The organism is Cognatilysobacter segetis (genome assembly GCF_004359965.1).
Lineage (GTDB): Bacteria > Pseudomonadota > Gammaproteobacteria > Xanthomonadales > Xanthomonadaceae > Cognatilysobacter > Cognatilysobacter segetis.
In genome coordinates, this window is record NZ_SMRQ01000002.1 from 64,055 (window position 1) to 84,526 (window position 20,472).

A 20,472-nucleotide genomic window follows, 5' to 3' on the forward strand; every position below is an offset into this window, starting at 1 on the left:
GGTCAGCCTCCGAAGAGCTTGCTGAGGAAGCCCTTCTTCTCGACCTGCGTGAACCGCAGCGGACGGTTGTCGCCCAGCAGCCGCGCGACCGCATCGTCGTAGGCCTGCGCGGCGTCGGACTGCGTCTCGAGGATGACCGGCTCGCCCTTGTTCGAGGCATTCAGCACGTCACCGGACTCCGGGATCACGCCGATCGCCTTCAGGCCGAGGATCTCCTCGACGTCGCCGATGCTCAGCATCTCGCCGGTCTCGACGCGCTTGGGGCTGTAGCGCGTGAGCAGCAGGTGTTCCTTCACTCGCTCGCCGTTCTCCGCGCGGCGCGTCTTGGACGCCAGCAGGCCGAGGATGCGGTCGGAGTCGCGCACCGACGACACTTCCGGGTTCACCACCACGACCGCCTGGTCGGCGAAGTACATCGCCAGGAACGCACCCTTCTCGATGCCGGCCGGCGAGTCGGCGACGATGTACTCGAAGCCGTCGGCCGCGAGATCCTCGAGTACCTTCTGCACGCCTTCCTTGGTCAGCGCGTCCTTGTCGCGCGTCTGCGACGCGGCGAGCACGAAGAGGTTGTCGAAGCGCTTGTCCTTGATCAGCGCCTGCTTGAGCGTGGCCTCGCCGTGCACGACGTTGACGAAGTCGTACACCACGCGGCGCTCGCAGCCCATGATCAGGTCGAGGTTGCGCAGGCCCACGTCGAAGTCGATGACGGCGACCTTGTGGCCGCGCTTGGCGAGCCCGCAGGCGAGGCTGGCACTGGTGGTGGTCTTGCCGACGCCGCCCTTGCCCGAGGTGACTACGATGATTTCGGCCAACTGGTGTTCCTCCGGTTCGTTCCCCGACCGGCCGGGCCGGTGCGGGCGACAGCATGCCTCAAAGCATGCCGATGTGTGACGGGTTACGCGTCCAGCGCCTCGATGCGCAGCTGGCCGTCGTGGAGCCAGACCTGCACGGGCTTGCCGAGCAGGTCCGCGGGAATGTCCTCGGACACCTTGTAGTGCCCGGCGATCGCCACGAGCTCGGCGTGGAACTCGCGGCAGAAGATGCGCGCCTGCTCGAAACCCTGCGCGCCGGCGAGCGCGCGGCCGCGCAGGGCGCCGTAGATGTGGATCGACCCGTCGGCGATGACCTCGGCGCCGGCGCCCACGGCCGACAGCACGGTCAGGTCGCGATTGTCGGCATAGACCTGCTGACCCGAGCGGATCGGCGCGGCCTGCACCATGCCCGGCTGGGATGCGGACGGCGCGGGCGCGGACGCCGGCGCCACGCGGGCGGGCTCCGGCGCCGGTTCACGACGGACCGGCGCGGGCTCGGGCGCGGCGCCGTCGGAGCGCTCGTACTGCGCGCGGAACTTGGCCAGCAGGGGCAGGCCGAGCTGCTGCGAGAGCTGCTCGATCTCGCTGGTGCCGTAGGCCAGCGCCACCGGCAGCACCCCGGCCTCGCGCAGCGCGTCGACCAGGGCCTGCGCGGTCGCCAGGTCGGGCGTGCGCGTCAGTCCGCCGAAGTCGAGCACCACCGCCGCGCGCGAAAACAGGTTCGGCGCGCGCTGCACGCGGCCCCGCATCTCCTCCGCGAGCTTCTCGACGTCGAGCGTGCGCACCCGCAGGTTGGCGATGCCGACCTGGCCGATCTTGAGTTCGCCCGCGGGCTCGTAGTCCACCTGCGCGCTCATGCCCGGCCCCCGGCGGCGCGCGCGCGGTCGAGCCGCTGCGTGCGCGGCGTGTGGATCCACGGCGCGTCCGGGAGATCCCGACCGTAGGTTTCGCGCACCCAGGGATAGCTGCAGAGCGGCTTCATCAGCATGGCCGCACGGAGCCCGGTTTCGGGCATCACGTGCTGTCCGACCTCGTGGAAGCCGAAGGTGCCGTGGAACAGCATCACCGGGTCGGTGCCCCCCTGCAGCAGCACTTCGCAGGCCATCTGCGGATAGCGCAGCTCGGCGTAGCTCTGCGCGTCGGCGTAGAACGCACGCCCGACGCCGCCACCGCGGCGCCGGCTCGCGACGACGATGCGGTCGATGTAGAAGAACTCGCCGTGGCGCTCACGGAACCACCGGAAATTCGAGCTGTCATGCCCGGCGCCGTCCCCCATGCCGATGAGGAAGCCCGTGAGCATGCCGTCGCGCTCGGCGACGCGGAAATACTCGGCGCGCTCGTAGAAGTACTGCAGGCGGTGCGCATCCAGTGGAAGGATCGCGGGTCCAGCGGCGTTGTTCAGGGCAAGGACGGAATCCAGCTCGTGCTCAAGCACGTCGCGGACGACGATCGACATTCTTCCGGCTCCCGGGAGTGCAGCCGGCCAGTGCGGCGCGGCGCGGGATTATCGCACGGCCGCCCACCGGGGCCAGCGCCGCTTGGCGTGACTTTCGGCCGGAGGGCGCCACCGGAATGGGGCGTAGGATGCCCCAATGCCGGTCCAACTGAACCACACCCGACTGCTGCGCTATTCCGGGCTCGCGACCTGGGCGATGGTCGGGCTGCCGCTGCTGTACATGTCCTTCGGCCCCGAAGTGCCCGCCGACGAGCTGTCCGGCGAGGACGCGCTCGGCCCGCGCTCGATGTCGATCATCGGCTGGGGCGTGTACCTGCTCTTCGGCGCGAGTTATTTCTGGCTCACGCGTGGGCTCGGACGTCGCCACGCGCGCCCGGTCGACGTCATCGGCCTGCTGCTGCTCACGGCGAGCGCGATCGGCGTCAGCTACTACAACCGCAGCGGCCTCGGCAGCGTGCTGCTGATGACCGCCGCATGCCTGCTGCCGTGGCTCCTGCCGGTGCGCGCGGGCGTGGCCTGGCTGGTCGCAAGCCAGTTCGCGGTCATGCCGGTCTTCGTCTACGGCTTCCATTTCCCGTTGTTCGAAGCGTTGATGCAGTCGCTGCTGTACACGGGCTTCTCGGTGTTCGATTTTGCGACGAGTCTGATCGCGCGCCAGCAGGCCGATGCGCGCGAGGAGCAGCGGCGCCTGAACGCGGAACTACGCGCGACGCGCCTGTTGCTCGCGGAAAGCGCGCGCGTGAACGAGCGCACGCGCATCTCGCGCGAGCTGCACGACCTGCTCGGTCATCACCTCACCGCGCTGAGCCTGAACCTCGAGGTCGCCGGGCACCTCGCCGAAGGCCGCGCGAAGGAGCACATCTCGCAGGCGCATACGCTCGCACGCCTGCTGCTCACCGACGTGCGCGAGGCGGTCAGCCAGCTGCGCGAGGGTGGGGCGATGGACCTGTCCGTCGCACTGCGCCCGCTCGCCGAGAACGTGCCCTCGCTGGACATCCACATGGACATCCAGTCGCCGCTGACGCTCGATGATCCCGAGCGCGCGCATGTCCTGCTGCGCTGCACGCAGGAAATCATCACCAATGCCGTGCGCCATTCGGGCGCGCGCTCGCTGTGGCTCACGGCGAATCGCGACGATGGCGCGATCGTGATGACGGCGCGCGACGACGGCCGTGGCGCCGACCTGTTCGTCGCCGGCAACGGCCTGCGCGGCATGCGCGAGCGCCTCGCGCAGCACGGCGGCACCCTCGACATCGATACCCGGCCCGGCGACGGTTTCCGTCTCCGGCTGGTCCTGCCCATCGCGGCCGCATCGGCCGTCCGAGAAGGAGTTCCCGCATGACCGCGCAGACCGACCGCCCGATACGGGTGATGCTCGTCGACGACCAGAACCTCGTGCGGCAGGGCGTCCGTTCGCTGCTCGCGCTCGCCGCGGGCATCGAGGTGGTGGCCGAGGCCGCCGACGGCCGCCAGGCCGTCGACACGATTCCGCAGGTCAAGCCCGACGTCGTCCTGATGGACATGCGCATGCCCGTGATGTCGGGCCTGGAGGCAGTGCAGACGCTGGCGCGGCTGGGCCAGCTGCCGCCGACCATCATCCTCACCACCTTCGACGACGACCAACTGGTCCTCGCAGGCATCAAGGCCGGCGCCAAGGGCTACCTGCTCAAGGACGTCTCGCTGGACCAACTCGTGGGCGCGATCCAGACCGTCGCGGACGGGGGCTCGCTGGTGCAGCCCGCCGTCACCCAGCGCCTGCTCTCAGGCCTGGAGCACATGCGCAACGAGTTCGTGAGCCTGGACCGGCCCGATCCGCTGACCGAGCGCGAGACGGAGATCCTGCGGCTCATGGCGGGGGGCTTCTCGAACAAGGAGATCGCCAAGTCGCTGGGCGTGGCCGAGGGCACGATCAAGAACCACGTCTCGAACATCCTGTCCAAGCTCGGCGTGCGCGACCGCACGCGGGCCGTGCTCAAGGCGTTCGAGCTGCAGCTGGTCTGACCGGCGGCTGGTGTCCGGCCCGGTGCAGTGCGCCGGGCTTTGGCAGGCGCGACGCGGCGCCTGCTTACGCCTCGTCAGGCTCGGCTGCGCGACCGTGGGCGTGCCGAGCTCGAGGCGTTGGAGCGGGCGCGAGCCCGCGACGCCCGCGCCCCGTCTGTCTGGTGCGGCCGAGCCAGCCGGCGCCGCGCGAACGACGCAGAGGGCCCAACGGAGTACGAACCCGGCATGGGCCACGGGCCCGGAAAACGGGGCGCGCTTCACGCCATCGCATTCATTCTGCCGCCGGCGTTCACGCCAGTGCCGCTGTCTTGCTAGGATTGTCGGTCTGCGCCTCGGTCCTGCGACGGCGGGCGCGGGCCTGGCCCCGGAGACCCTCTGAATGACCCGTTTGATCGAGATCCTGATTTCCATCGCGATCGTGTTCGCACTGTTCGTGATCGTGGGCATCTTCCTGCCCAGCAGCCGACACCTGTCCGAGTCGGTGCAGACGAACCGCCGTCCGGCGATCGCCTACGACCTGCTTAACAACACCCGTCGCTTCACCGACTGGAATCCCATCCTCCTGCACGACCCGGCGGCGAAGATCCAGGCCTCGGGCAAGGACGAGGGCGTCGGCGCCAAGGTGAGCTACCAGTCGAGCGTCCGCGGCGTCGGCGACGGCAGCTGGACCATCGCCGAGTCCGAGCCGAACAAGCGCGTCCTGTACGCCATCGAGACGGAGTCGCCGGGCAACAACAAGCGCAGCGAGTTCACGCTGCAGCCGGTGGGCCGCGGTGGCCGCAACACGCAGATCACGCAGACGTACGACGTCGAATACGGCTTCAACCCGATCGCGCGTTATGCCGGCCTGTACGTGAGCACCAGCGTGGGCGAGGACATCAAGCTCGGCCTCGGCCGCCTGGTGAACTCGCTGTCGTCCGTGCCGAACATCGACTACAGCCAGCTGCCGAAGGAATACCAGGCACCGCTGCCGTCGCTGGGCCAGCGCCCGGCCGAGACGTTGCTGACCGTCGGCGCCGTCGTGCCGATCGACCGCGACAAGATCAAGGGCCAGATGAACTCGAACCTCGAGTGGATCCGCAAGGTGATCGCGTCGAACGGCCTCGAGCAGGCCGGTCCGGTCCGCATCATCACCAACGAGCAGGGCTCGGCGAACTACTCGTTCGACGTCGCGGTGCCGGTGAAGAAGGCGGGCGCGAGCGAGAAGATCGAAGGCATCAGCACGGCGGGCACGCCGGTCAAGGTCGCCTACAACGACGCCTCGAAGGTCGTGGGCACCACGTTCAAGGGCGACATGGGCAACCTGCAGCGCCTGCGCGACGCGGTCCGCGCCTGGTCGCTGACGCACGGCTACGCCACGCTCGATCGTCCGTACGAGATCTGGACCGGCGGCATCGATGCCGGCTTCACCGACCAGGGCCAGTTCACGATCCAGTGGGCGGTCAAGTAAGAACGACCGACCTCGAAAACGCGCCGCTTGCGGCGCGTTTTTCGTTGTGCGGCATGCGAAGGGGGAGCAGGGCATGAGGCATCGTCGACGTTCGTCCGATCGGATGAGCCCGCGCGGGTCCGGTGTGTTCGGCGCGCTGGCCGGTGCGGCCGGCGTCGCGCTCGCCGCGTATGCCGCGCACGCCGCGACTGGCGAGGCGCAGCGCTGGCTCTACACGGCCGCGGCCATGGCGCTCGTGCATGGCGTGCTGCTCGTCGCGTACGTACCGGGTGGCCCGCGCCTCGGCGGCATGGCCCGCCTGGCGCTGGTCGCCGGCGTGCTGCTGTTCTCCGGCAGCCTCGTCGCGGCGCACGCGTTCGGCTATCCGACGCGGCTGGCGCCGGTGGGTGGCTCGCTGCTTATCGCGGGCTGGTTGCTCGTGGCGCTCGACCGCGCACGGGGCTGACGGTGCCGCGCTGGTCCCGCGGGTTCGACGTGGACGCGGCCGCGCGCCACCTGCGGCGAGATCGCGCGCTCGCGCCGTGGATCCGGCGCATCGGCCCGATCGAGGCGGAGCCGCGCTGGCGCCGGCCGTTCGACCCGGCCGACGCGCTCGCGCGGGCGATCCTCTACCAGCAGCTCTCCGGCAAGGCCGCCGCGACGATCGTCGCCCGCGTCGAAGCGGCGATCGGCAGCGATCGGCTGCACGCGGACACCCTTGCACGCTGCGATGATCCGACGCTGCGGGCCTGCGGCGTGTCCGGCAACAAGCTGCTGGCGTTGCGCGACCTCGCGCGGCGCGAGGCCGAAGGGGAGATTCCCACGCTTCGGCAGATGTCGGTGATGGACGAGGCGGCGATCGTCGCGGCGCTGGTGCCGATCCGCGGGATCGGGCGCTGGACGGTCGAGATGATGCTGATGTTCCGGCTCGGCCGGCCGGACGTGCTGCCCGTCGACGACCTCGGCATCCGCAAGGGCGCGCAGCTGGTCGACGGCCTAGATGCGCTGCCGACGCCGCGTGCACTGGCCGAGCGTGGCGAAGCGTGGGGCCCCTACCGCACCTACGCGAGCTTCTACCTCTGGCGCATCGCGGACTTCGCGGCACCGGCGCCACGCGCGCCGGTGAAACGCTCGCAGGACTGACGCGGCGCCGCGGACGCAGCGTCCGCGACCGGCTTCGTGGCGGGTGTGACGCGAGACCTCAGGGCGTGATGCCGAAGCGCATGCGAAGCGTCGCGGCCAGCGCCGGCACGTCGTTGCGCGCGTCGTCGAAATGCAGCGTGTGCATGCCGATCGCTTCGGCGGCGACGAGGTTGCGCCGCGTGTTGTCGATGAACATGACCGCAGTGGGCGGAAGCCCGAGCCCACGCAGCGCGACGTCGAAGATGGCCCTGTCCGACTTGCCGCTGCCGCAGTCGGCCGACACGACGATCGGCGAAAACAACGCATCGAGTGCGTGCAGCGCGGCCAACCGCTCGATGCGGTCCCGCTTGTTGTCGGTGACGATGCCGAGCGAGAACTTCGGCCGCAGCGATGCCGCCAGATCCAGCATGGCGCGGTTCATCGGCGTCGCGTCGAAGGCCTGAGTCAGCAAGTCGAGAGGCAGTTCGCGGCCGAGGCGTGCGCACACGGCTGGCCAGACCGCCGCGTGCGTGGTGCGGCCGAGCAGCAGATCCTCGTTGTACGGCGCAAGCGCTTCCCACACGTGTCGCTCCGGCAGCCCGGTCGCCAGCGCGACGTGGCGCACGGTGGTGAACGAGCCGGAGGGATCCGTGGTCAGCACCCCGTCGAAGTCGAACAGCACCGCACGGATCCTCGACTCGCCATCCGCTTGGCCGGGCCGACGCATGGATGCGCGCTCAGCCGCGATGGCACCAATGCCACGGCTCGTAGACGATGCCGTGCGGGTTATCGCGCGGGTAGCTCATCGCGAAATCGAAGGCCGCGGCGTTGTCGCGCAGCCAGGCGAATGCGGACGTCGACTCGAAGGATTCCTCGGCGGGCGGCTCGCCCGGTGCGGCGATGTCGAGTGCGCGACCGGAGTGGTGCTCGCTGTACCCGGGCGCGGCGTTCACCGTCAGGATCGTTTCGACCGACTGTCCGCGCGCGCGCTTGCGCTCGAAGATGCCCAGTTGGTAATCGTGGCTGCGGTAGCCCGAGATCGCCTCGAGCACGATGCCCTCGCGCTGCGCCGCGCCCTGCATGCGGTGCCAGTCCCGCGCCGCGGGCGCGCGCAGCCACAGCGGACGCCGGTAGCGGTCGAACCCGGCGAAGGCGAGTGCCGCCGGTTCGGCGACCAGCGCCAGCCCGGTGCGCGATTCGTAGGCCGGCGCGTCGAGCCCGAGCGCGTCGAGCCGGTGCGCGATGCGGTCCAGCGACAGGTCGCGATCGTGCAGGTGCGGCGCATCGACCTCGCGCAGGCGGCGCAGGGCGACGTCCATGCCCGGCTCGCGGCGCCAGCCGTGCATCAATGCGTCGATGCCGGCGTCGCCCGCGGCCGCGAGGAAGCGGCCGTCGCGCTTGCGGCGCATCACATGGCGGGCACGCGCCAGCACGCGCGCGTCGGCATTCGATCGCGCGCGCAACAGGTGGGCCGGCCAGAGTTCAATCTCGGGCGTATTGAGCAGAACGGTCGGACGCGCGCGCATGCCGACAGGTTAGCGGGCCGGGGCGGGCGCGGGCGTGCGCGGCTGCGCGCTAATCCAGCTCGCGACATCGCCGATCAGGCCAGCATCGACATGGCCCGGGACCTGATAGTCCTGCAGCGTCGACGGCCCGCTGCCCGCGATCGCGAGGTGATTGAGCGCGGGATAGAACTTCAGGGCCGCGCGTGGCGTCGCGCCGAGTGCCGACGTCCAGAGCGACCAGTCGCTGGCGGTGACCTGGAAATCGCGGCCGCCCTGCAGCAGCAGCATCGGCAGCGCCAGCCCACGCGCATCGGCGACGGGATCGACCGCGTCGATCGACCTCCAGTACGCGACCGGCAGTCCAAGCGGCGCATCGGCCGCGGCGAGCGGGCCGCCTCGGCGCACCGTCGCGATCATCGAGTCGATGCGCTGCAGCGCGGCCTTCTCGTCGTCGCCCAACGTGCCGTCGAGCTCGAACAGATAGCGGTTCTGCTCGGGCAGCAGGTCCAGCAGGCGACGCGCCGGCGCCGCGAGCATGACCACGCCCGCCACGTGGCCGCTTCGCGCGGCGATGCGCGGCGCCAGCATCGCGCCTTGGCTATGGCCGAACACGAACAGGCGCGACGCGTCGATGCCCGGCTGCGTGCGCAATGTCGCGATCGCGGCGACCGCGTCGTCGGTCGTCTCGTCGTCGACCGTGAAGTCGCGCCCGGCGAAGTCGCCGGGTCGCGCGTGCGTGCGTTTCTCGTAGCGCAGCACCGCGATGCCGCGCGCCGCGAGGCCGCGGGCGAGGTCGAGGAACGGTCGGTTCGCGCCGATCGTCTCGTCGCGGTCCTGCGGGCCGGACCCGTGCACCAGCACGACGGCCGGGAACGGGCCTGTCCTGCGCGGCAGGGTGAGCGTGGCCGGCAGGGCGCGCTCGCCGGTGCCGACCTGCGTCTCGCGTTCGACGTAGGGCGCATCCGCCGCCGGCGCCGCGGCCGCGGGCGGTGGCGCGGGCCGCACCAGGAAGCCCGTGATCCGGCCATCGGGGCCGACCACGACCTGCGCGATCAGTTCCGCGCCGTCGCGATGCAGGGGGATGGCGACCAGCGTACCGCCGTCGACAGGCTGCACCTGCGGCGTGCCGCGACCTCGCGCCGGCGGCAGGGATTTCCACACGCCGGCGAGGCGGTCCGCCGGCACCGCCTGCTGCATGGTGGAATCGAAGGCGGATTCCGCCGCGTCGTACTGGCCCGCCTCGAGGCGGTCGAGCAGTTGCGTGGCGACGTCGACGGGCGGCGTGGCTGCGCGTGCGCCGCCGGCCACGGCGGCGATCAGCACGACGAGGACGACGGCCGCGCCGGACTTCCAGGCACCCCGCATGTCAGGCCTCCCGCTTGAAGAACAGACGCGTGGCGTCGGCCGGCGCCGCCTGCACGACCGAGACGAGCTCCCAGCCCTGCGCACCGAGTCTGTCGAGCTCGGCCTGCAGGCGGTCGGTGAGCTTGCCGCCGAAGATCTTGATCGGCAGCTCCACGACCTTGTATTGCCAACGACTAGCGTTCATCCGGCGCGCCCTCCGGGGCGGATTCGTTCGGTTCGTCCGGCCGGGGCAGGCGCCCGGCCTTGCGCAGCGCATCGCGCAGCACGTATTCGATCTGCGCGTTGAGGCTGCGCAGCTCGTCGTCGGCCCAGCGCTGCACTGCCGACAGCACGTCGGCGTTGATGCGCAGCGGATAGGCCTTCTTCTCGCTCATCCGCGCCGGCGCCGCGCCACCGCGACCAGCATCGCTATGGCCATCGCATTCACCAGCAGCGCGACGCCGAGCACGACGATCACGATGCGTCGGGTGTCCGCGCCGGCCCAGAGCATCGCCGCCGCGCCGGCGAGCATCACGCCGCCGACGATGCGCATGTAGCGCACCAGCGTGAGCGCCAGGCCCGATTCGGCGCGGTCGGGGTCGCGTCGCTGCGCGCTCCGCGCGATGGACTGCGCGACCAGGAACGCCGGCACGCTGGTCAGCGCGAAGGCCAGTGCGATCGTGCCGCCGTCCATCAGTACAGCGAGCCCGCGTTGACCACCGGCTGCGTGCCGCGCTCACCGCACAGCACCACCAGCAGGTTGCTCACCATCTGCGCCTTGCGCTCCTCGTCGAGGTCGACGACGCCGTTGCTCTTGAGCTCGGCCAGCGCCATCTGCACCATGCCGACCGCGCCGGCGACGATGCGCGTGCGCGCGGCGATGATCGCGTTGGCCTGCTGTCGCTGCAGCATCGCCTGGGCGATCTCCGGCGCGTAGGCGAGGTGGCTGATGCGCGCGTCGAGGACTTTCACGCCGGCGTCGGCGAGGCGCTCGGCCAGTTCCTCGGCGAGGTGCTGGCTGATCTCCGCCGCGTGGCTGCGCAGCGCCAGTTGGCCGTCCTCGTGCTGGTCGTACGGGTAGCTGGTCGCCATCGCGCGCAGCGCCGACTCGGCCTGGATGTGCACGAAGCTCTCGTAGTCGTCGACGTTGAACACCGCCTCGGCGCTATCCGCGACCTGCCAGACGATCACCGCGGCGATTTCGATCGGCGAGCCGTCCAGCTCGTTGACCTTGAGCTTGCCGCTCTCGAAGTTGCGCACGCGCAGGGACACCTTCTTCTTCGAATAGAAGGGGATGTTCCAGCGCAGGCCGGCCTCGCGGTCGCTGCCGATGTAGCGGCCGAACAGGCTCAGCACGGCGGCCTGGTTCGGCTCGAGCATGTACAGGCCGAACAGGCAGATGAACAGCACGACGCCGATCAGCCCGGCCGCGACGGACTGGACCGGCGAGGCGCCCGCGACGGCGTGGATGAAGAACGCGGCGTCGGCCAGGCCGGCGACGAGCAGGGCGAGCAGGACCGGGATGCCGGGCAGCGAACGGGCTTGGAGCTCTTTCATGGAGGTTCCCTCGTGGACGAGAGAAAGATATCAGAACGATATCAACCTCTATCGCCGCTCGTCGGCATCCACGTCGATCCGGTACAGCGGGGCGGGCACGAACTCGCCGGTCGCGAAGACATGCCGGGAATCGGTGTCCCAGCCCATGGCCTCGGCCTGCGGCAGCCACGGGAGCACGATCTCGCGCGGCGGCCGGGCGATGGCGCGCGCCCAGTCCTCGTCGCCGCGGCGGTCGTAGACCAGCAGGTAGCGGTAGGTCATGACGGCGAGGCGACGGCCGTCGGGCGAGATGTCCGCCGCCGTGACCTGCGCCGACAGCGGGGCGCGCTCGTCGGTGCCGCCCTGCGGCGCCAGGCTGGCGGGCATGCGCAGCCGGCCGAGGCGCTCGGCGACCGCCGGCGGGTCGACCTGCGGCCTGAGCGGCAGGCGGAACAGCTCCGGCGGCTGGCGCCGCTTGGAAATCAGCAGCACCTCGCTGCGCCGCGCGTCCACCGCCATGGCCTCGCAGTCGCGCGGGCCGTCGGGCCAGCGGAAGACGATCGACCAGGCCGGCTTCAGGCGCGCGTTCTCGAGCGTCGCGGGCTCTTCCAGCGCGTGCAGCTGCAGCGTGCGGCGCAGGCCGCCGTTGTCGCCGGTGTCGGCCAGCATCAGGAAGTCGCGGCCGTCGAGGCGGAACGCGGCCACGTCCTCCCAATCGGTCTTGGGCACGCCTTCCACGCGAAACGTCGCCACGCGCCCGCCGTCGCGGTCCACCGCGAACAGGCGCGGCGGGTTGCCGCCGTCGTCGTGCATCCAGAGGGTGTCGCGGTGGTGGATCGAGACGGCGAGGCCGCTCGTCTCGCGCAGTTGCGGATCCAGCATCAGGCCGCTCACGCGCGCGTCGCCCGCGGTAGGGGACGCGCGCGTGCAGGCCGCGAGGGCGAGCGCGAGAACGCCCGCCATGCCGCCGCGAAGCCGCGCATGGATCAGCCAAGGAGCCATCGGTGCAAGCATCGCATGCGGGGCGCATGCACTTCGATGACGCGGCGCCGACGCAACGTCCCGTGCGTGCCCGTGCGGTGCCGCCGTCCTAGACTGTGCGCTTCCCGCAGGACGCCGCCGCCATGCCGACGATCGGAACGCCGCTCTCTCCCCGCGCCACGCGCGTGCTGCTGCTGGGCTCGGGCGAGCTGGGCAAGGAGGTCGCGATCGAGCTGCAGCGCTTCGGCTGCGAGGTGATCGCCGCGGATCGGTACGACGCGGCGCCGGCGATGCAGGTCGCGCATCGCAGCCACGTGCTCGACATGCTGGACGGCGAGGCGATCCGCCGGCTGGTCGAGCTCGAAAAGCCGCACCTGATCGTCCCGGAGATCGAGGCGATCCACACGCAGACGCTGGTCGAACTGGAACTGCGCTACCGCGAGGACGGCACGCCGACCCGCATCGTGCCCACGGCCCGTGCCGCGTGGCTGACAATGGATCGCGAGGGCATCCGGCGGCTCGCCGCCGAGACGCTGGAGCTGCCGACCTCGCCCTACCGCTTCGTCGACACCTACGAGGAATATCGCGACGCGATCGCGGCCATCGGCCTGCCCTGCGTGGTGAAGCCCGTGATGTCATCGTCCGGCAAGGGCCAGTCGACCGTGCGCGTGGACGGCGAGGTAGACCGCGCCTGGGACTACGCGCAGACCGGCGGCCGCGCCGGTGCCGGGCGCGTCATCGTCGAGGGTTTCGTCGAGTTCGACTACGAGATCACGCTGCTCACGGTGCGCCATGTGGGCGGCACCACGTTCTGCGCGCCGATCGGTCACCTGCAGCGCGATGGCGACTATCGCGAGAGCTGGATGCCGCAGGCCATGAGCACGCGCGCGCTCGCGGCCTCGCAGCGCATCGCCCGCGCGATCACCGACGAACTCGGCGGCTGGGGCGTGTTCGGCGTCGAGCTGTTCGTGCGCGGCGACGACGTGTGGTTCAGCGAAGTCTCGCCGCGTCCGCACGACACCGGGCTGGTCACGCTCGTCTCGCAGGACCTGAGCGAATTCGCGCTGCACGCCCGCGCGATCCTCGGCCTGCCGATCCCGGCGATCCGCGAGTACGGGCCGGCGGCGTCGTGCGCGGTGCTGGCCGAAGGCCATGGCGTGCCGGTGTTCGCCAACCTCGGCGATGCGCTGTCGCATCCGGACACGCACCTGCGCCTGTTCGGCAAGCCGCGCGTGGCGGGGCAGCGGCGCGTGGCCGTCACGCTCGCGCTCGGCAGCGACGTGGAGGATGCCCGCGAACGTGCGCGGCAATCCGCCGCCGCCATCGACATCGAACTCGAATGAGGAGCCGCACCGCATGACCGAACAGACCACCGGCTACGCCGTCTACCTGTACGAGCAGGCGCAGGAAGCGCTGGGCGAAGCGATCAAGCCGTACCTGCTCGAGAGCCCGACGGGCGTGTACATCGCCTGCCAGGCGGTGGACACCGCGGGCTCATTCGTGGAGATGACGATCGTCGGCAAGGACGCGCGCGGCGACGAGGCGGAGACGGAATTGATGGTGCCGGTGGGCATGGTGCGGATGATCGTGTCCAGCCACAGCGACACCGCGTTCGGCTTCGCCGCCCGGACGCTCGAGCCCGGCCTGACCGCGCTGCCGGTGGTGGGCCCCGATGCGCCGGCGCCGCGCACGCCGTCCACTGCGACGCCGCAGTCGGGCGGCAAGAGCGGCGCGAACGCGGCGGTCGACGACAAGGCCGACGGATCGCCCGAAGGCTGATCGTTCCGGCGCGCCGCCTCAGCGCGGCGCGATGTCCAGCCAGACCAGGTGGTGGTCGCTGGCATCGAGCAACTCGCTGCCCGGCTGCCCCTTCGCGGGCCAGAAGATGCCGCCGCCGCGCACCGGCAGGTCACGCGAGGGCAGCACGTAGTCGAGCCTCAGCGTGCCCGCGTTCGGGCCGAAGTCGCCGGTATGCGTGGCGATGTCGCCCTTGCGCGGAAAGCCGTACGCGCGGGCGCGCTCCGGCCCGCCTTCGCTGGTCGGCGCGACGCCGCGGTTGACGCGGGGATGGTTCAGCACCTGCAGGATCGCGCCGGGCTCGCCGTCGCCATCGACCGGATCCGCGTTGTGGTCGCCGAGGATCACGAACGAGGCATCCGCCGCGAGGCCGCCGCACCGGCCGCGGTCGTCGCAGAGCCACGGCTTCTCGCCCGGCGTGAGGTACTCGGCCCAGAGCCGGATCTCGTCGAAGTTGCGCAGGCCGTTGCGGTTCTCCGGGCCGTCGAACACCGGCGGCGTCGGATGCGCGGCCAGCACGTGGATCCGCCCGAGCGGCGTGCGCACCGGCACGTCCCAGTGCGATTTCGACGACAGCGGGAAATGCGCCCAGGTCTCGGCCGAATACCAGGGGGCGCCGCTTTCCGGATCGCGCGGCGCGCGCGCGTTCGGCAGGTTCTTCCACAGCAGATGCTGGAAGGTGCGCACGTCGGGCGTGTCGATCGGGTAGCGCGAGAGCACCAGCATGCCGTACTGGCCGGGATGCAGGCCGAAGCCCCAGGCATCGTTGCCGGCGTCGCGCCCCGCGCCGCCGACGCGGCCGTTGCGATCGAGGTCGAAGCCGCTCGGCACGCCCGTGTTCACCGGCGCGAGGAAGCGGTACGGATACGCGAGCGCGTCGCCGCCGCCGGGCTGGGCGACGCCGAGGTAGCGCTGCTGGAACAGGTCGGCCGCGCGGTGCTGCGGGTCGAAGTCGAACTCGTTGAGCAGCACGATGTCCGGGCGCACGCGCTGCAGCACCGCGGCGACCTTGCGCGCGTTGCCGTCGCCGGCTTCGAGCCGTTCGATGAGCCCACCCGCGCGGTCGTCGTTGAGCGAGGTGTTGTACGTGGCGATGCGCAGCGCCGCCACGCCGTTCGCGCGCATGTCGCGCGCCCACTGCTCGCGGTCGCCCTGCACGCGGACGCGCACGCAGGCGGCGAGCAGGATCAGCGCTGCGACGAGCAGCGCGGTGGTCAGCAGTCGGGTCATGGCGTCTCGTCGGGGAAGGGCAGCCACTGGCGGCCATCGAAGGCTTCCAGCGGACGGAAGCGGCGCTTGTAGTCCATCTTCGCGTGCCCGGCGATCCAGTAGCCGAGATAGAGATGGTCGCGGCCTTCCTGCGCCGCCCATTCGAGCTGCCGCAGGATCGCGTAGGTACCGAGGCCGCGATCGGCATGCTCGGGGTCGTAGAACGTGTAGACGGCCGACAACGCGTCGGGCGTCATGTCGGTCACCGCGACCGCGAGCAGCGTGTGGTCGGTCGCGGTGCGGAACTCGAGGAAGCGCGTCCTGCTCCAGCGGCCGACGAGGAACTGGTCGAATTCCGGGCCGCCGTGGTCGTCCATGCCGCCGCCGGCGTGGCGTGCGGCGAGGTAGCGCTGGTAAAGGGCGAGGTGTTCGTCGCCGCGCTCGGCCGGGCAGATGCGCATGACCAGGTCGCTGTTGCGGCGAAGCGCTTTGCGCTGCGCGCGGTTGGGGCTGAACGCGGCCACGGGGATGCGCACCGGCGTGCAGGCGCGGCAGGTGCCGCAGTGCGGCCGGTAGACGATGTCGCCCGAGCGGCGGAAGCCCCAGCCCAGCGCCAGCGCGTACCACTCCGGAAGGCGGGGATCGCGCGGATCGAGCACGAGGTCGCGCGCCTGCCGGTCGGGCCAGTAGCCGCAATCGTGCAGGCCCGTGTGGAACAGGCGGAGATCGTCGCCTTCGCGCGCCGGCGGGGTACCCATGCCGGCAGCATAGCGCCCGCTGCGGCTGGCCCGCGGCTGAACGCGCACGGCCCTCCGTCAACCGCCGCGCTGGCCGGGCGTTTCCACGTGCATCGGCGCACGCGCCTGACCTACCGGAGCACCTACGTGAAGCAGTCCAACCTCCTGTTCCTTGCTGTCGCCTCCGTCCTGGCGGCCGGCGTCGCGATCGCCGCCCCGGCCCCCGCGCCCGTGAAGGCGCCGCATGCCAAGCTCGACGCGAACGGCGATGGCGTCATCGACCGCGCCGAAGCGGCCGCGCGTCCGCACCTGGCGCAGCGGTTCGACCAGCTCGACAAAAACCGCGACGGTCGCATCGACAAGACCGAACGCCCGCAGCGCGGCATGCACGGCGGTGGCTTCGCCAAGCTCGACGCGAACGGCGACGGCGCCATCGATCGCACGGAAGCAGCCAAGCACCCCGGCTTCGCGCAGAAATTCGACCAGTTCGACAAGAACCGCGACGGCCGCATCGATGCGTCCGAGCGGCCGCAGCACCGCATGGGCGGCATGCACCACGGCGGCGGCTTCGCCAAGCTGGACGCCAACAACGATGGCGCGATCGATCGCAGCGAAGCCGCCAAGGTGCCGGGCTTCGCGCAGAAGTTCGACCAGCTCGACAAGAATCGTGACGGCCGCCTCGACAAGAGCGAGCGCCCGCAGCACGGCGGAAAGGGCGGCCGCATGGCCCAGCTGGACACCGACCACGACGGTCGCCTGAGCCGCGCCGAGGCCGGCAGCACGCCGATGGCGCAGAAGTTCGACCAGCTCGACGCCAATCGCGACGGCTTCGTCGATCGCGACGAGGCGCGCGCCGCGTTCAAGCGCATGCGCGAGCAGCGTCCGAACGGCACGGCTTCCGGCGGCGCGGGCTGATCAGCCGCGCAACGATCGGTGCGTGGGCCCGCGTCGGGGGACGCGGGCCTTTTTTTGTGGCGCGTCCCGGAACGCGCCGCCTCCGGTCAGGGCGCGACCACCTTCACCGTGCGCGCCACCTGCCACTGCCCGCCGCTGCGCCGGACATCGAGCGTTTTGTACTTCGCCCACATGCGGTGGTGGTAGGCGTTGTATTCGATCGTGCCGGCATCCGGCGACGACGGGCGGAAATGCTCCACGTCGATCATGGTCGCCTTGCGGCCGGTCGCGCGGTGCACGCTGCCGCGATCCTCGTCGGCGATGCGCTGGCATTGCGAAGCGGGGACGGGCACGACGCCCGCAGGCGCGCGCACGGCTGCCAGCACCGCCGCCGGCGGATCGCGCCCGTCGACCGCGATGCAGGCGACCGGCGTGTCGACGCCCGCGATTTCCTTCTGCAGCACCGCCTGCGCAAGCGCGGCGGGCGTCGCCGCGACACGTCCATCGAACGGCCCGGTGGCCGGCTGCGCGACGGGCGCCTTCGGCGCCACGGCTGCGACCGGGGCCACGGCCGGCTTGCGCGCGGCATGCATGAACTCGAACGCGATGACGATCACGATGCCGATCAGCAATGCCACCTTGATGCGCGTCGCGCGCTTCTGGGCCGGCGTGCGCGCCGCATCGTCGCCGAACTCCGAGCGGACCGTGAGCTTCGCGGCGCCCGGTCGCGTCGAATCGATGAGGCCGGCCTCGCGCAGGATCTCCCGCGCTCGCGTCGCGTCCTCCGAATGCACGATCCACACGGCTGGGCGCGCGGTATCGCCGGTGTCGCGATAACTCACCGTGGTGCGGCGCGCGCCCTTGTAGGAGCGGCCGTCGGTGATGCGCACCTCGATGCCGGCCTCGCGCAGCATGTCGGCGACGCGTTCGACGTTCTCGAGGCGGGCGCTGGAGAAGACCTGCCGCACGTCAGCCGACCATCGGGCCGCGCGCGGGCGCGTCGGTGAGCACGCGGATCATGCCTTCCTGCGCGGTGCTCGCCACGAGGCGGCCCTCGCGGTCGTAGATCATGCCGCGGGCGAGGCCGCGCGCGCCCTGCGCGCTGGGGCTGTCGATGGAATACAGCAGCCAGTCGTCGGCGCGGAACGGGCGGTGGAACCAGAGCGCGTGGTCGAGCGAGGCCATCTGCACGTTCGGCTGGTAGTAGCTGATGCCGTGCGGGAAGGTGGCCGTGCCCAGCAGGTGGAAGTCCGATGCATAGGTCAGCAGCGCGCGGTGCAATTCCGGCTCGTCGCCCACCTTCTCGCTGAGCCGGAACCAGACCTGCTGGTACGGCGGGCGCTTGGGCGGCTTGAGTTCGTCGCGCGGATAGACATGGCGGAACTCGAACGGCCCCTGCCGCGAGAGCCAGCGCTGCACCTTGGTCGGCAGGCGCGCCAGCACTTCGGGCGGCACCGCATGATCGTGCTCGACGTCCTCGGGCTGCGGCACCTCGGGCATCGACAGCTGGTGTTCGCTGCCGGACTCCTCGTGCTGGAACGACGCGGCCAGGAACAGGATCGGCTGGCCGTGCTGGATCGCCGTCACGCGGCGCACCGAGAAGCTCCCGCCGTCGCGCGTGCGGTCGACCATGTAGAGGATCGGTGCCTCGATGTCGCCGGCGCGCAGGAAGTAGGCGTGCAGCGAATGCGCGGCGCGCGGGTCCTTCGCCGAGTCCATAGTGTTCTGCGCAGCCGACAGCGCCTGCCCGAGCACCTGCCCGCCGAAGACGTACTTGGTGCCGATGTCGCGGCTCTGGCCGCGGAAGATGTTGTCTTCCAGCCGCTCCACCGCGAGCAGCTCGATCAGTTCGGACACCGGGGAGGTCATGCGCGGAACGCCGTGCGGAATGGCTGCCGAGTATACCGGCCGGGTTCCGCGCGCCCGGTCAGGACGCGGGCGGCTCGAAGCGTTTCAGCGGCACGCGCGAGAGCACGTAGTCCCACGGGAACAGCGGGCCCGGGTCGCGCTTGCGTCGCACCTGCTTCGACGGATCGTCGCTGGCCGCCACCATCGCGGTATCGAGGTCCTCGTGCCCCGCGACGAAATGCAGGCCGGGATGCTCGGCGGCCAACCCCTGCAACAGCGCGACCAGCGTGTCGATCTGCGCCGGCGTGTAGGGCTCGTCCATCGCCTGGTGGGCGCTGTCGAACCAGCGCGGGTAGCGGCCGGTGTTGACCAGTTCGATGCCGATCGAGCGCGGGTTGTACCCGCGCGTGTGGTTGGCCACGCGCTCGATGGCGACGTACTGCGTGAGCGAGCCGTCGCGGTCGATGTAGAAGTGCCCGCTGTTGCCGGTGCCGCTGGCCTCGTACAGCACTTGCTCGCCGAATGCCCGCGATTCGGCGAGGGTGGGCACCTCGGTGCAGTGGATGACCACCAGGTCGACCTGCGACAGCGGCCGCGCCTCCAGGCGCGCCTCGTAGGGCAGGGGGTCGAGCTGGACGGCAAGCGGCGGCAGGTCGGGGAGCATGGCGCGATGCTAGCGCGGGCGACGCGCCCCCGTTCACCGGATCGGTCCTAGAGTCCGGCGGCATGAATCGATTTCCCGACCGATCCCAGCTCGGCGCGCTGATGTCCCGGTTTCCACGCGCCGGCCGCGTCGAATGGCTCGGCGTGCGCCCTGCGCGCGATGCGCCCGTCGAACCGCGCGAGGCGATCGAGGCCGTCGAGGGCCGCGGCGTCGTGGGCGATCGCTACGCCGGACGCAGCGGCAGCCGCGGCGTCACGCTGATCCAGGCCGAGCACCTGCCGGTGATCGCCGCGCTTTCCGGCCTGGACGGGCTCGACCCAATGCAACTGCGCCGCAACGTGGTCGTCGCCGGCATTCCGCTGATCGCGCTGAAGGGCCGGCGCTTCCGCATCGGCGAGGCGCTGTTCGAAGGCACCGGGCCCTGCGACCCGTGCTCGAAGATGGAAGCGGCGCTGGGCGAGGGCGCCTACAACGCGATGCGGGGCCATGGCGGGCTGTGCGCTCGCGTCGTGGAAGGCGGCTGGATCCGTCGCGGCGACCCGGTGGTGCACGTCGACTGACGCGCCGTCCGCGCGAACCGGCGACAATGCCCGTCCTCCCCGGTTTGACGGCCCCATGCGCGGACACTGCATCCTTTCCCACGGCTTCGAGAGCGGCCCGGACGCCACCAAGGTGACGGCGCTGGCCGATGCCGCCGAGCGATTGGGATTCAGCCATGAACGACCGGACTACACCGACCTCGACGCGATGCGCCACGTGAGCCCGCTGGGCGACGTGGCCGCGCGCGTGCAGCGCCTGCGCGAGCGCGTGCGCGCCGCCACCGCGCCGGTGGTGCTCGCGGGGTCGAGCCTGGGCGCATGGATCAGCGGCCACGTGTCGCTGCAGGCGCCGGTGCGCGGCCTGTTCCTAATGGCGCCGCCGGTGCGGTTGAATGCCGAGCACCCGCTCGAGGCAGCGCATGTCCCGACCTCGATCGTCCACGGCTGGGACGACGAGCTGATCCCCGCCGACGACGTCGTCGCCTGGGCGCACCGCCGCCGCGCGACGCTGCTGCTGGTCGACGACGGCCACCGCTTGTCCCACCACGTCGACGCGAGCGCCCATGCGTTCGCCGCGCTCCTCGAAAGGCTCTGACCG

At 71.1% G+C, this 20,472-nt stretch carries 26 protein-coding genes; 10 read left to right on the forward strand and 16 right to left on the reverse strand.

Going from position 1 to position 20,472, the window contains the following annotated elements:
* Window positions 1-2 precede the first annotated feature (2 nt).
* The 3 genes from minD to E4F61_RS00830 all read right to left on the reverse strand — a co-directional run bounded on the left by minD (window position 3) and on the right by E4F61_RS00830 (window position 2,268).
* Window positions 3-812, reverse strand: a complete 810-nt coding sequence (gene minD, locus E4F61_RS00820; protein ID WP_133477449.1) for a septum site-determining protein MinD — start codon at window positions 810-812, stop codon at window positions 3-5.
* Window positions 813-895: 83 nt separating this feature from the next.
* Entirely contained in the window at window positions 896-1,669 is a 774-nt protein-coding gene (gene minC, locus E4F61_RS00825; RefSeq protein ID WP_133477450.1) for a septum site-determining protein MinC, read from the reverse strand.
* Window positions 1,666-2,268, reverse strand: coding sequence for a GNAT family N-acetyltransferase (locus tag E4F61_RS00830; protein WP_133477451.1), 603 nt, complete (start codon window positions 2,266-2,268; stop codon window positions 1,666-1,668). Before E4F61_RS00830 ends, minC begins: the two co-directional genes overlap by 4 nt.
* 136 nt (window positions 2,269-2,404) lie before the next feature.
* Here E4F61_RS00830 and E4F61_RS00835 point away from each other — a divergent pair, with 136 nt between their 5' ends.
* The 5 genes from E4F61_RS00835 (at window position 2,405) to E4F61_RS00855 (ending at window position 6,841) form a co-directional block, all read left to right on the forward strand.
* Complete coding sequence (locus E4F61_RS00835) at window positions 2,405-3,610, forward strand: sensor histidine kinase (protein ID WP_133477452.1); 1,206 nt, start codon at window positions 2,405-2,407, stop codon at window positions 3,608-3,610.
* Window positions 3,607-4,269: a response regulator gene (locus tag E4F61_RS00840; RefSeq protein WP_133477453.1), complete on the forward strand. Its 663-nt coding sequence runs from the start codon at window positions 3,607-3,609 to the stop codon at window positions 4,267-4,269. The genes E4F61_RS00835 and E4F61_RS00840 overlap by 4 nt, the downstream gene beginning before the upstream one ends.
* 379 nt (window positions 4,270-4,648) lie before the next feature.
* A complete protein-coding gene (locus E4F61_RS00845) occupies window positions 4,649-5,719 on the forward strand; it encodes a polyketide cyclase (protein ID WP_133477454.1) in 1,071 nt (356 codons plus the stop codon).
* 73 nt (window positions 5,720-5,792) lie between these two features.
* Window positions 5,793-6,164 (forward strand): DUF423 domain-containing protein, encoded by a 372-nt coding sequence (locus tag E4F61_RS00850; protein ID WP_238382743.1) that lies wholly within the window; start codon window positions 5,793-5,795, stop codon window positions 6,162-6,164.
* A gap of 2 nt (window positions 6,165-6,166) precedes the next feature.
* A complete protein-coding gene (locus tag E4F61_RS00855) occupies window positions 6,167-6,841 on the forward strand; it encodes a DNA-3-methyladenine glycosylase family protein (RefSeq protein ID WP_133477455.1) in 675 nt (224 codons plus the stop codon).
* 58 nt (window positions 6,842-6,899) lie between these two features.
* Here E4F61_RS00855 and E4F61_RS00860 read toward each other — a convergent pair whose 3' ends face one another.
* Genes E4F61_RS00860 through E4F61_RS00895 form a run of 8 tightly spaced genes read right to left on the reverse strand, consistent with a single transcriptional unit; the run spans window position 6,900 to window position 12,207 of the window.
* A complete protein-coding gene (locus E4F61_RS00860) occupies window positions 6,900-7,502 on the reverse strand; it encodes an HAD-IA family hydrolase (protein WP_202908917.1) in 603 nt (200 codons plus the stop codon).
* Window positions 7,503-7,557: 55 nt separating this feature from the next.
* Entirely contained in the window at window positions 7,558-8,346 is a 789-nt protein-coding gene (locus tag E4F61_RS00865; RefSeq protein ID WP_133477456.1) for a M15 family metallopeptidase, read from the reverse strand.
* Between the two features lie 9 nt (window positions 8,347-8,355).
* Window positions 8,356-9,690: an alpha/beta hydrolase gene (locus tag E4F61_RS00870; protein ID WP_133477457.1), complete on the reverse strand. Its 1,335-nt coding sequence runs from the start codon at window positions 9,688-9,690 to the stop codon at window positions 8,356-8,358.
* A 1-nt stretch (window position 9,691) separates the two neighbouring features.
* Complete coding sequence (locus E4F61_RS00875) at window positions 9,692-9,874, reverse strand: DUF4177 domain-containing protein (RefSeq protein ID WP_162301350.1); 183 nt, start codon at window positions 9,872-9,874, stop codon at window positions 9,692-9,694.
* On the reverse strand, window positions 9,864-10,064 hold the full coding sequence (locus E4F61_RS00880; RefSeq protein WP_133477459.1) for a type II toxin-antitoxin system antitoxin: 201 nt from the start codon (window positions 10,062-10,064) through the stop codon (window positions 9,864-9,866). The genes E4F61_RS00875 and E4F61_RS00880 overlap by 11 nt, the downstream gene beginning before the upstream one ends.
* Window positions 10,061-10,363, reverse strand: a complete 303-nt coding sequence (locus E4F61_RS00885) for a hypothetical protein (protein WP_133477460.1) — start codon at window positions 10,361-10,363, stop codon at window positions 10,061-10,063. The genes E4F61_RS00880 and E4F61_RS00885 overlap by 4 nt, the downstream gene beginning before the upstream one ends.
* Entirely contained in the window at window positions 10,363-11,226 is an 864-nt protein-coding gene (locus E4F61_RS00890; RefSeq protein ID WP_133477461.1) for an SPFH domain-containing protein, read from the reverse strand. Before E4F61_RS00890 ends, E4F61_RS00885 begins: the two co-directional genes overlap by 1 nt.
* Before the next feature lie 48 nt (window positions 11,227-11,274).
* Entirely contained in the window at window positions 11,275-12,207 is a 933-nt protein-coding gene (locus tag E4F61_RS00895) for a hypothetical protein (protein WP_133477462.1), read from the reverse strand.
* Window positions 12,208-12,329: 122 nt separating this feature from the next.
* On the opposite strand from E4F61_RS00895, the gene purT reads away from it, so the two are divergent.
* Complete coding sequence (gene purT / locus E4F61_RS00900; RefSeq protein WP_133477463.1) at window positions 12,330-13,529, forward strand: formate-dependent phosphoribosylglycinamide formyltransferase; 1,200 nt, start codon at window positions 12,330-12,332, stop codon at window positions 13,527-13,529.
* Between the two features lie 13 nt (window positions 13,530-13,542).
* Window positions 13,543-13,965 carry a hypothetical protein gene (locus E4F61_RS00905; protein WP_133477464.1) on the forward strand — a complete coding sequence of 141 codons (423 nt, stop codon included), beginning with the start codon at window positions 13,543-13,545 and terminating at the stop codon, window positions 13,963-13,965.
* 18 nt (window positions 13,966-13,983) lie between these two features.
* Here the strand turns inward: E4F61_RS00905 and E4F61_RS00910 are convergent, their stop codons facing one another.
* Together E4F61_RS00910 and E4F61_RS00915 are read right to left on the reverse strand one after the other, a co-directional pair.
* Window positions 13,984-15,213, reverse strand: a complete 1,230-nt coding sequence (locus tag E4F61_RS00910) for an endonuclease/exonuclease/phosphatase family protein (RefSeq protein ID WP_133477465.1) — start codon at window positions 15,211-15,213, stop codon at window positions 13,984-13,986.
* Window positions 15,210-15,950 (reverse strand): arginyltransferase, encoded by a 741-nt coding sequence (locus tag E4F61_RS00915; protein ID WP_133477466.1) that lies wholly within the window; start codon window positions 15,948-15,950, stop codon window positions 15,210-15,212. The genes E4F61_RS00910 and E4F61_RS00915 overlap by 4 nt, the downstream gene beginning before the upstream one ends.
* A gap of 126 nt (window positions 15,951-16,076) precedes the next feature.
* On the opposite strand from E4F61_RS00915, the gene E4F61_RS00920 reads away from it, so the two are divergent.
* Window positions 16,077-16,844: an EF-hand domain-containing protein gene (locus tag E4F61_RS00920; protein ID WP_162301351.1), complete on the forward strand. Its 768-nt coding sequence runs from the start codon at window positions 16,077-16,079 to the stop codon at window positions 16,842-16,844.
* A gap of 86 nt (window positions 16,845-16,930) precedes the next feature.
* On the opposite strand, the gene E4F61_RS00925 is transcribed toward E4F61_RS00920, so the two are convergent.
* The 3 genes from E4F61_RS00925 to E4F61_RS00935 are packed head-to-tail and all read right to left on the reverse strand — an operon-like array spanning window position 16,931 to window position 19,335.
* Window positions 16,931-17,791 carry a putative signal transducing protein gene (locus tag E4F61_RS00925; RefSeq protein WP_133477468.1) on the reverse strand — a complete coding sequence of 287 codons (861 nt, stop codon included), beginning with the start codon at window positions 17,789-17,791 and terminating at the stop codon, window positions 16,931-16,933.
* 1 nt (window position 17,792) lies between these two features.
* Window positions 17,793-18,692, reverse strand: a complete 900-nt coding sequence (locus E4F61_RS00930; protein WP_133477469.1) for an acyl-CoA thioesterase — start codon at window positions 18,690-18,692, stop codon at window positions 17,793-17,795.
* Window positions 18,693-18,750: 58 nt separating this feature from the next.
* Window positions 18,751-19,335: an N-acetylmuramoyl-L-alanine amidase gene (locus E4F61_RS00935; RefSeq protein WP_133477470.1), complete on the reverse strand. Its 585-nt coding sequence runs from the start codon at window positions 19,333-19,335 to the stop codon at window positions 18,751-18,753.
* Window positions 19,336-19,397: 62 nt separating this feature from the next.
* Here E4F61_RS00935 and E4F61_RS00940 point away from each other — a divergent pair, with 62 nt between their 5' ends.
* Together E4F61_RS00940 and E4F61_RS00945 are read left to right on the forward strand one after the other, a co-directional pair.
* On the forward strand, window positions 19,398-19,895 hold the full coding sequence (locus E4F61_RS00940; RefSeq protein WP_133477471.1) for an MOSC domain-containing protein: 498 nt from the start codon (window positions 19,398-19,400) through the stop codon (window positions 19,893-19,895).
* Between the two features lie 55 nt (window positions 19,896-19,950).
* Entirely contained in the window at window positions 19,951-20,469 is a 519-nt protein-coding gene (locus E4F61_RS00945) for an alpha/beta family hydrolase (RefSeq protein ID WP_133477472.1), read from the forward strand.
* The last annotated feature ends 3 nt before the right edge of the window (window positions 20,470-20,472 follow it).

What these genes read in the sequence shown, in the direction of transcription:
- minC (WP_133477450.1), bottom strand. Translation starts at nt 1,669, where the DNA reads ATGAGCGCGCAGGTGGACTACGAGCCCGCGGGCGAACTCAAGATCGGC.
- E4F61_RS00830 (WP_133477451.1), bottom strand. Translation starts at nt 2,268, where the DNA reads ATGTCGATCGTCGTCCGCGACGTGCTTGAGCACGAGCTGGATTCCGTC.
- E4F61_RS00835 (WP_133477452.1), top strand. Translation starts at nt 2,405, where the DNA reads ATGCCGGTCCAACTGAACCACACCCGACTGCTGCGCTATTCCGGGCTC.
- E4F61_RS00840 (WP_133477453.1), top strand. Translation starts at nt 3,607, where the DNA reads ATGACCGCGCAGACCGACCGCCCGATACGGGTGATGCTCGTCGACGAC.
- E4F61_RS00845 (WP_133477454.1), top strand. Translation starts at nt 4,649, where the DNA reads ATGACCCGTTTGATCGAGATCCTGATTTCCATCGCGATCGTGTTCGCA.
- E4F61_RS00850 (WP_238382743.1), top strand. Translation starts at nt 5,793, where the DNA reads ATGAGGCATCGTCGACGTTCGTCCGATCGGATGAGCCCGCGCGGGTCC.
- E4F61_RS00865 (WP_133477456.1), bottom strand. Translation starts at nt 8,346, where the DNA reads ATGCGCGCGCGTCCGACCGTTCTGCTCAATACGCCCGAGATTGAACTC.
- E4F61_RS00870 (WP_133477457.1), bottom strand. Translation starts at nt 9,690, where the DNA reads ATGCGGGGTGCCTGGAAGTCCGGCGCGGCCGTCGTCCTCGTCGTGCTG.
- E4F61_RS00875 (WP_162301350.1), bottom strand. Translation starts at nt 9,874, where the DNA reads ATGAACGCTAGTCGTTGGCAATACAAGGTCGTGGAGCTGCCGATCAAG.
- E4F61_RS00880 (WP_133477459.1), bottom strand. Translation starts at nt 10,064, where the DNA reads ATGAGCGAGAAGAAGGCCTATCCGCTGCGCATCAACGCCGACGTGCTG.
- E4F61_RS00885 (WP_133477460.1), bottom strand. Translation starts at nt 10,363, where the DNA reads ATGGACGGCGGCACGATCGCACTGGCCTTCGCGCTGACCAGCGTGCCG.
- E4F61_RS00890 (WP_133477461.1), bottom strand. Translation starts at nt 11,226, where the DNA reads ATGAAAGAGCTCCAAGCCCGTTCGCTGCCCGGCATCCCGGTCCTGCTC.
- E4F61_RS00895 (WP_133477462.1), bottom strand. Translation starts at nt 12,207, where the DNA reads ATGGCTCCTTGGCTGATCCATGCGCGGCTTCGCGGCGGCATGGCGGGC.
- purT (WP_133477463.1), top strand. Translation starts at nt 12,330, where the DNA reads ATGCCGACGATCGGAACGCCGCTCTCTCCCCGCGCCACGCGCGTGCTG.
- E4F61_RS00905 (WP_133477464.1), top strand. Translation starts at nt 13,543, where the DNA reads ATGACCGAACAGACCACCGGCTACGCCGTCTACCTGTACGAGCAGGCG.
- E4F61_RS00910 (WP_133477465.1), bottom strand. Translation starts at nt 15,213, where the DNA reads ATGACCCGACTGCTGACCACCGCGCTGCTCGTCGCAGCGCTGATCCTG.
- E4F61_RS00915 (WP_133477466.1), bottom strand. Translation starts at nt 15,950, where the DNA reads ATGGGTACCCCGCCGGCGCGCGAAGGCGACGATCTCCGCCTGTTCCAC.
- E4F61_RS00930 (WP_133477469.1), bottom strand. Translation starts at nt 18,692, where the DNA reads ATGACCTCCCCGGTGTCCGAACTGATCGAGCTGCTCGCGGTGGAGCGG.
- E4F61_RS00935 (WP_133477470.1), bottom strand. Translation starts at nt 19,335, where the DNA reads ATGCTCCCCGACCTGCCGCCGCTTGCCGTCCAGCTCGACCCCCTGCCC.
- E4F61_RS00940 (WP_133477471.1), top strand. Translation starts at nt 19,398, where the DNA reads ATGAATCGATTTCCCGACCGATCCCAGCTCGGCGCGCTGATGTCCCGG.
- E4F61_RS00945 (WP_133477472.1), top strand. Translation starts at nt 19,951, where the DNA reads ATGCGCGGACACTGCATCCTTTCCCACGGCTTCGAGAGCGGCCCGGAC.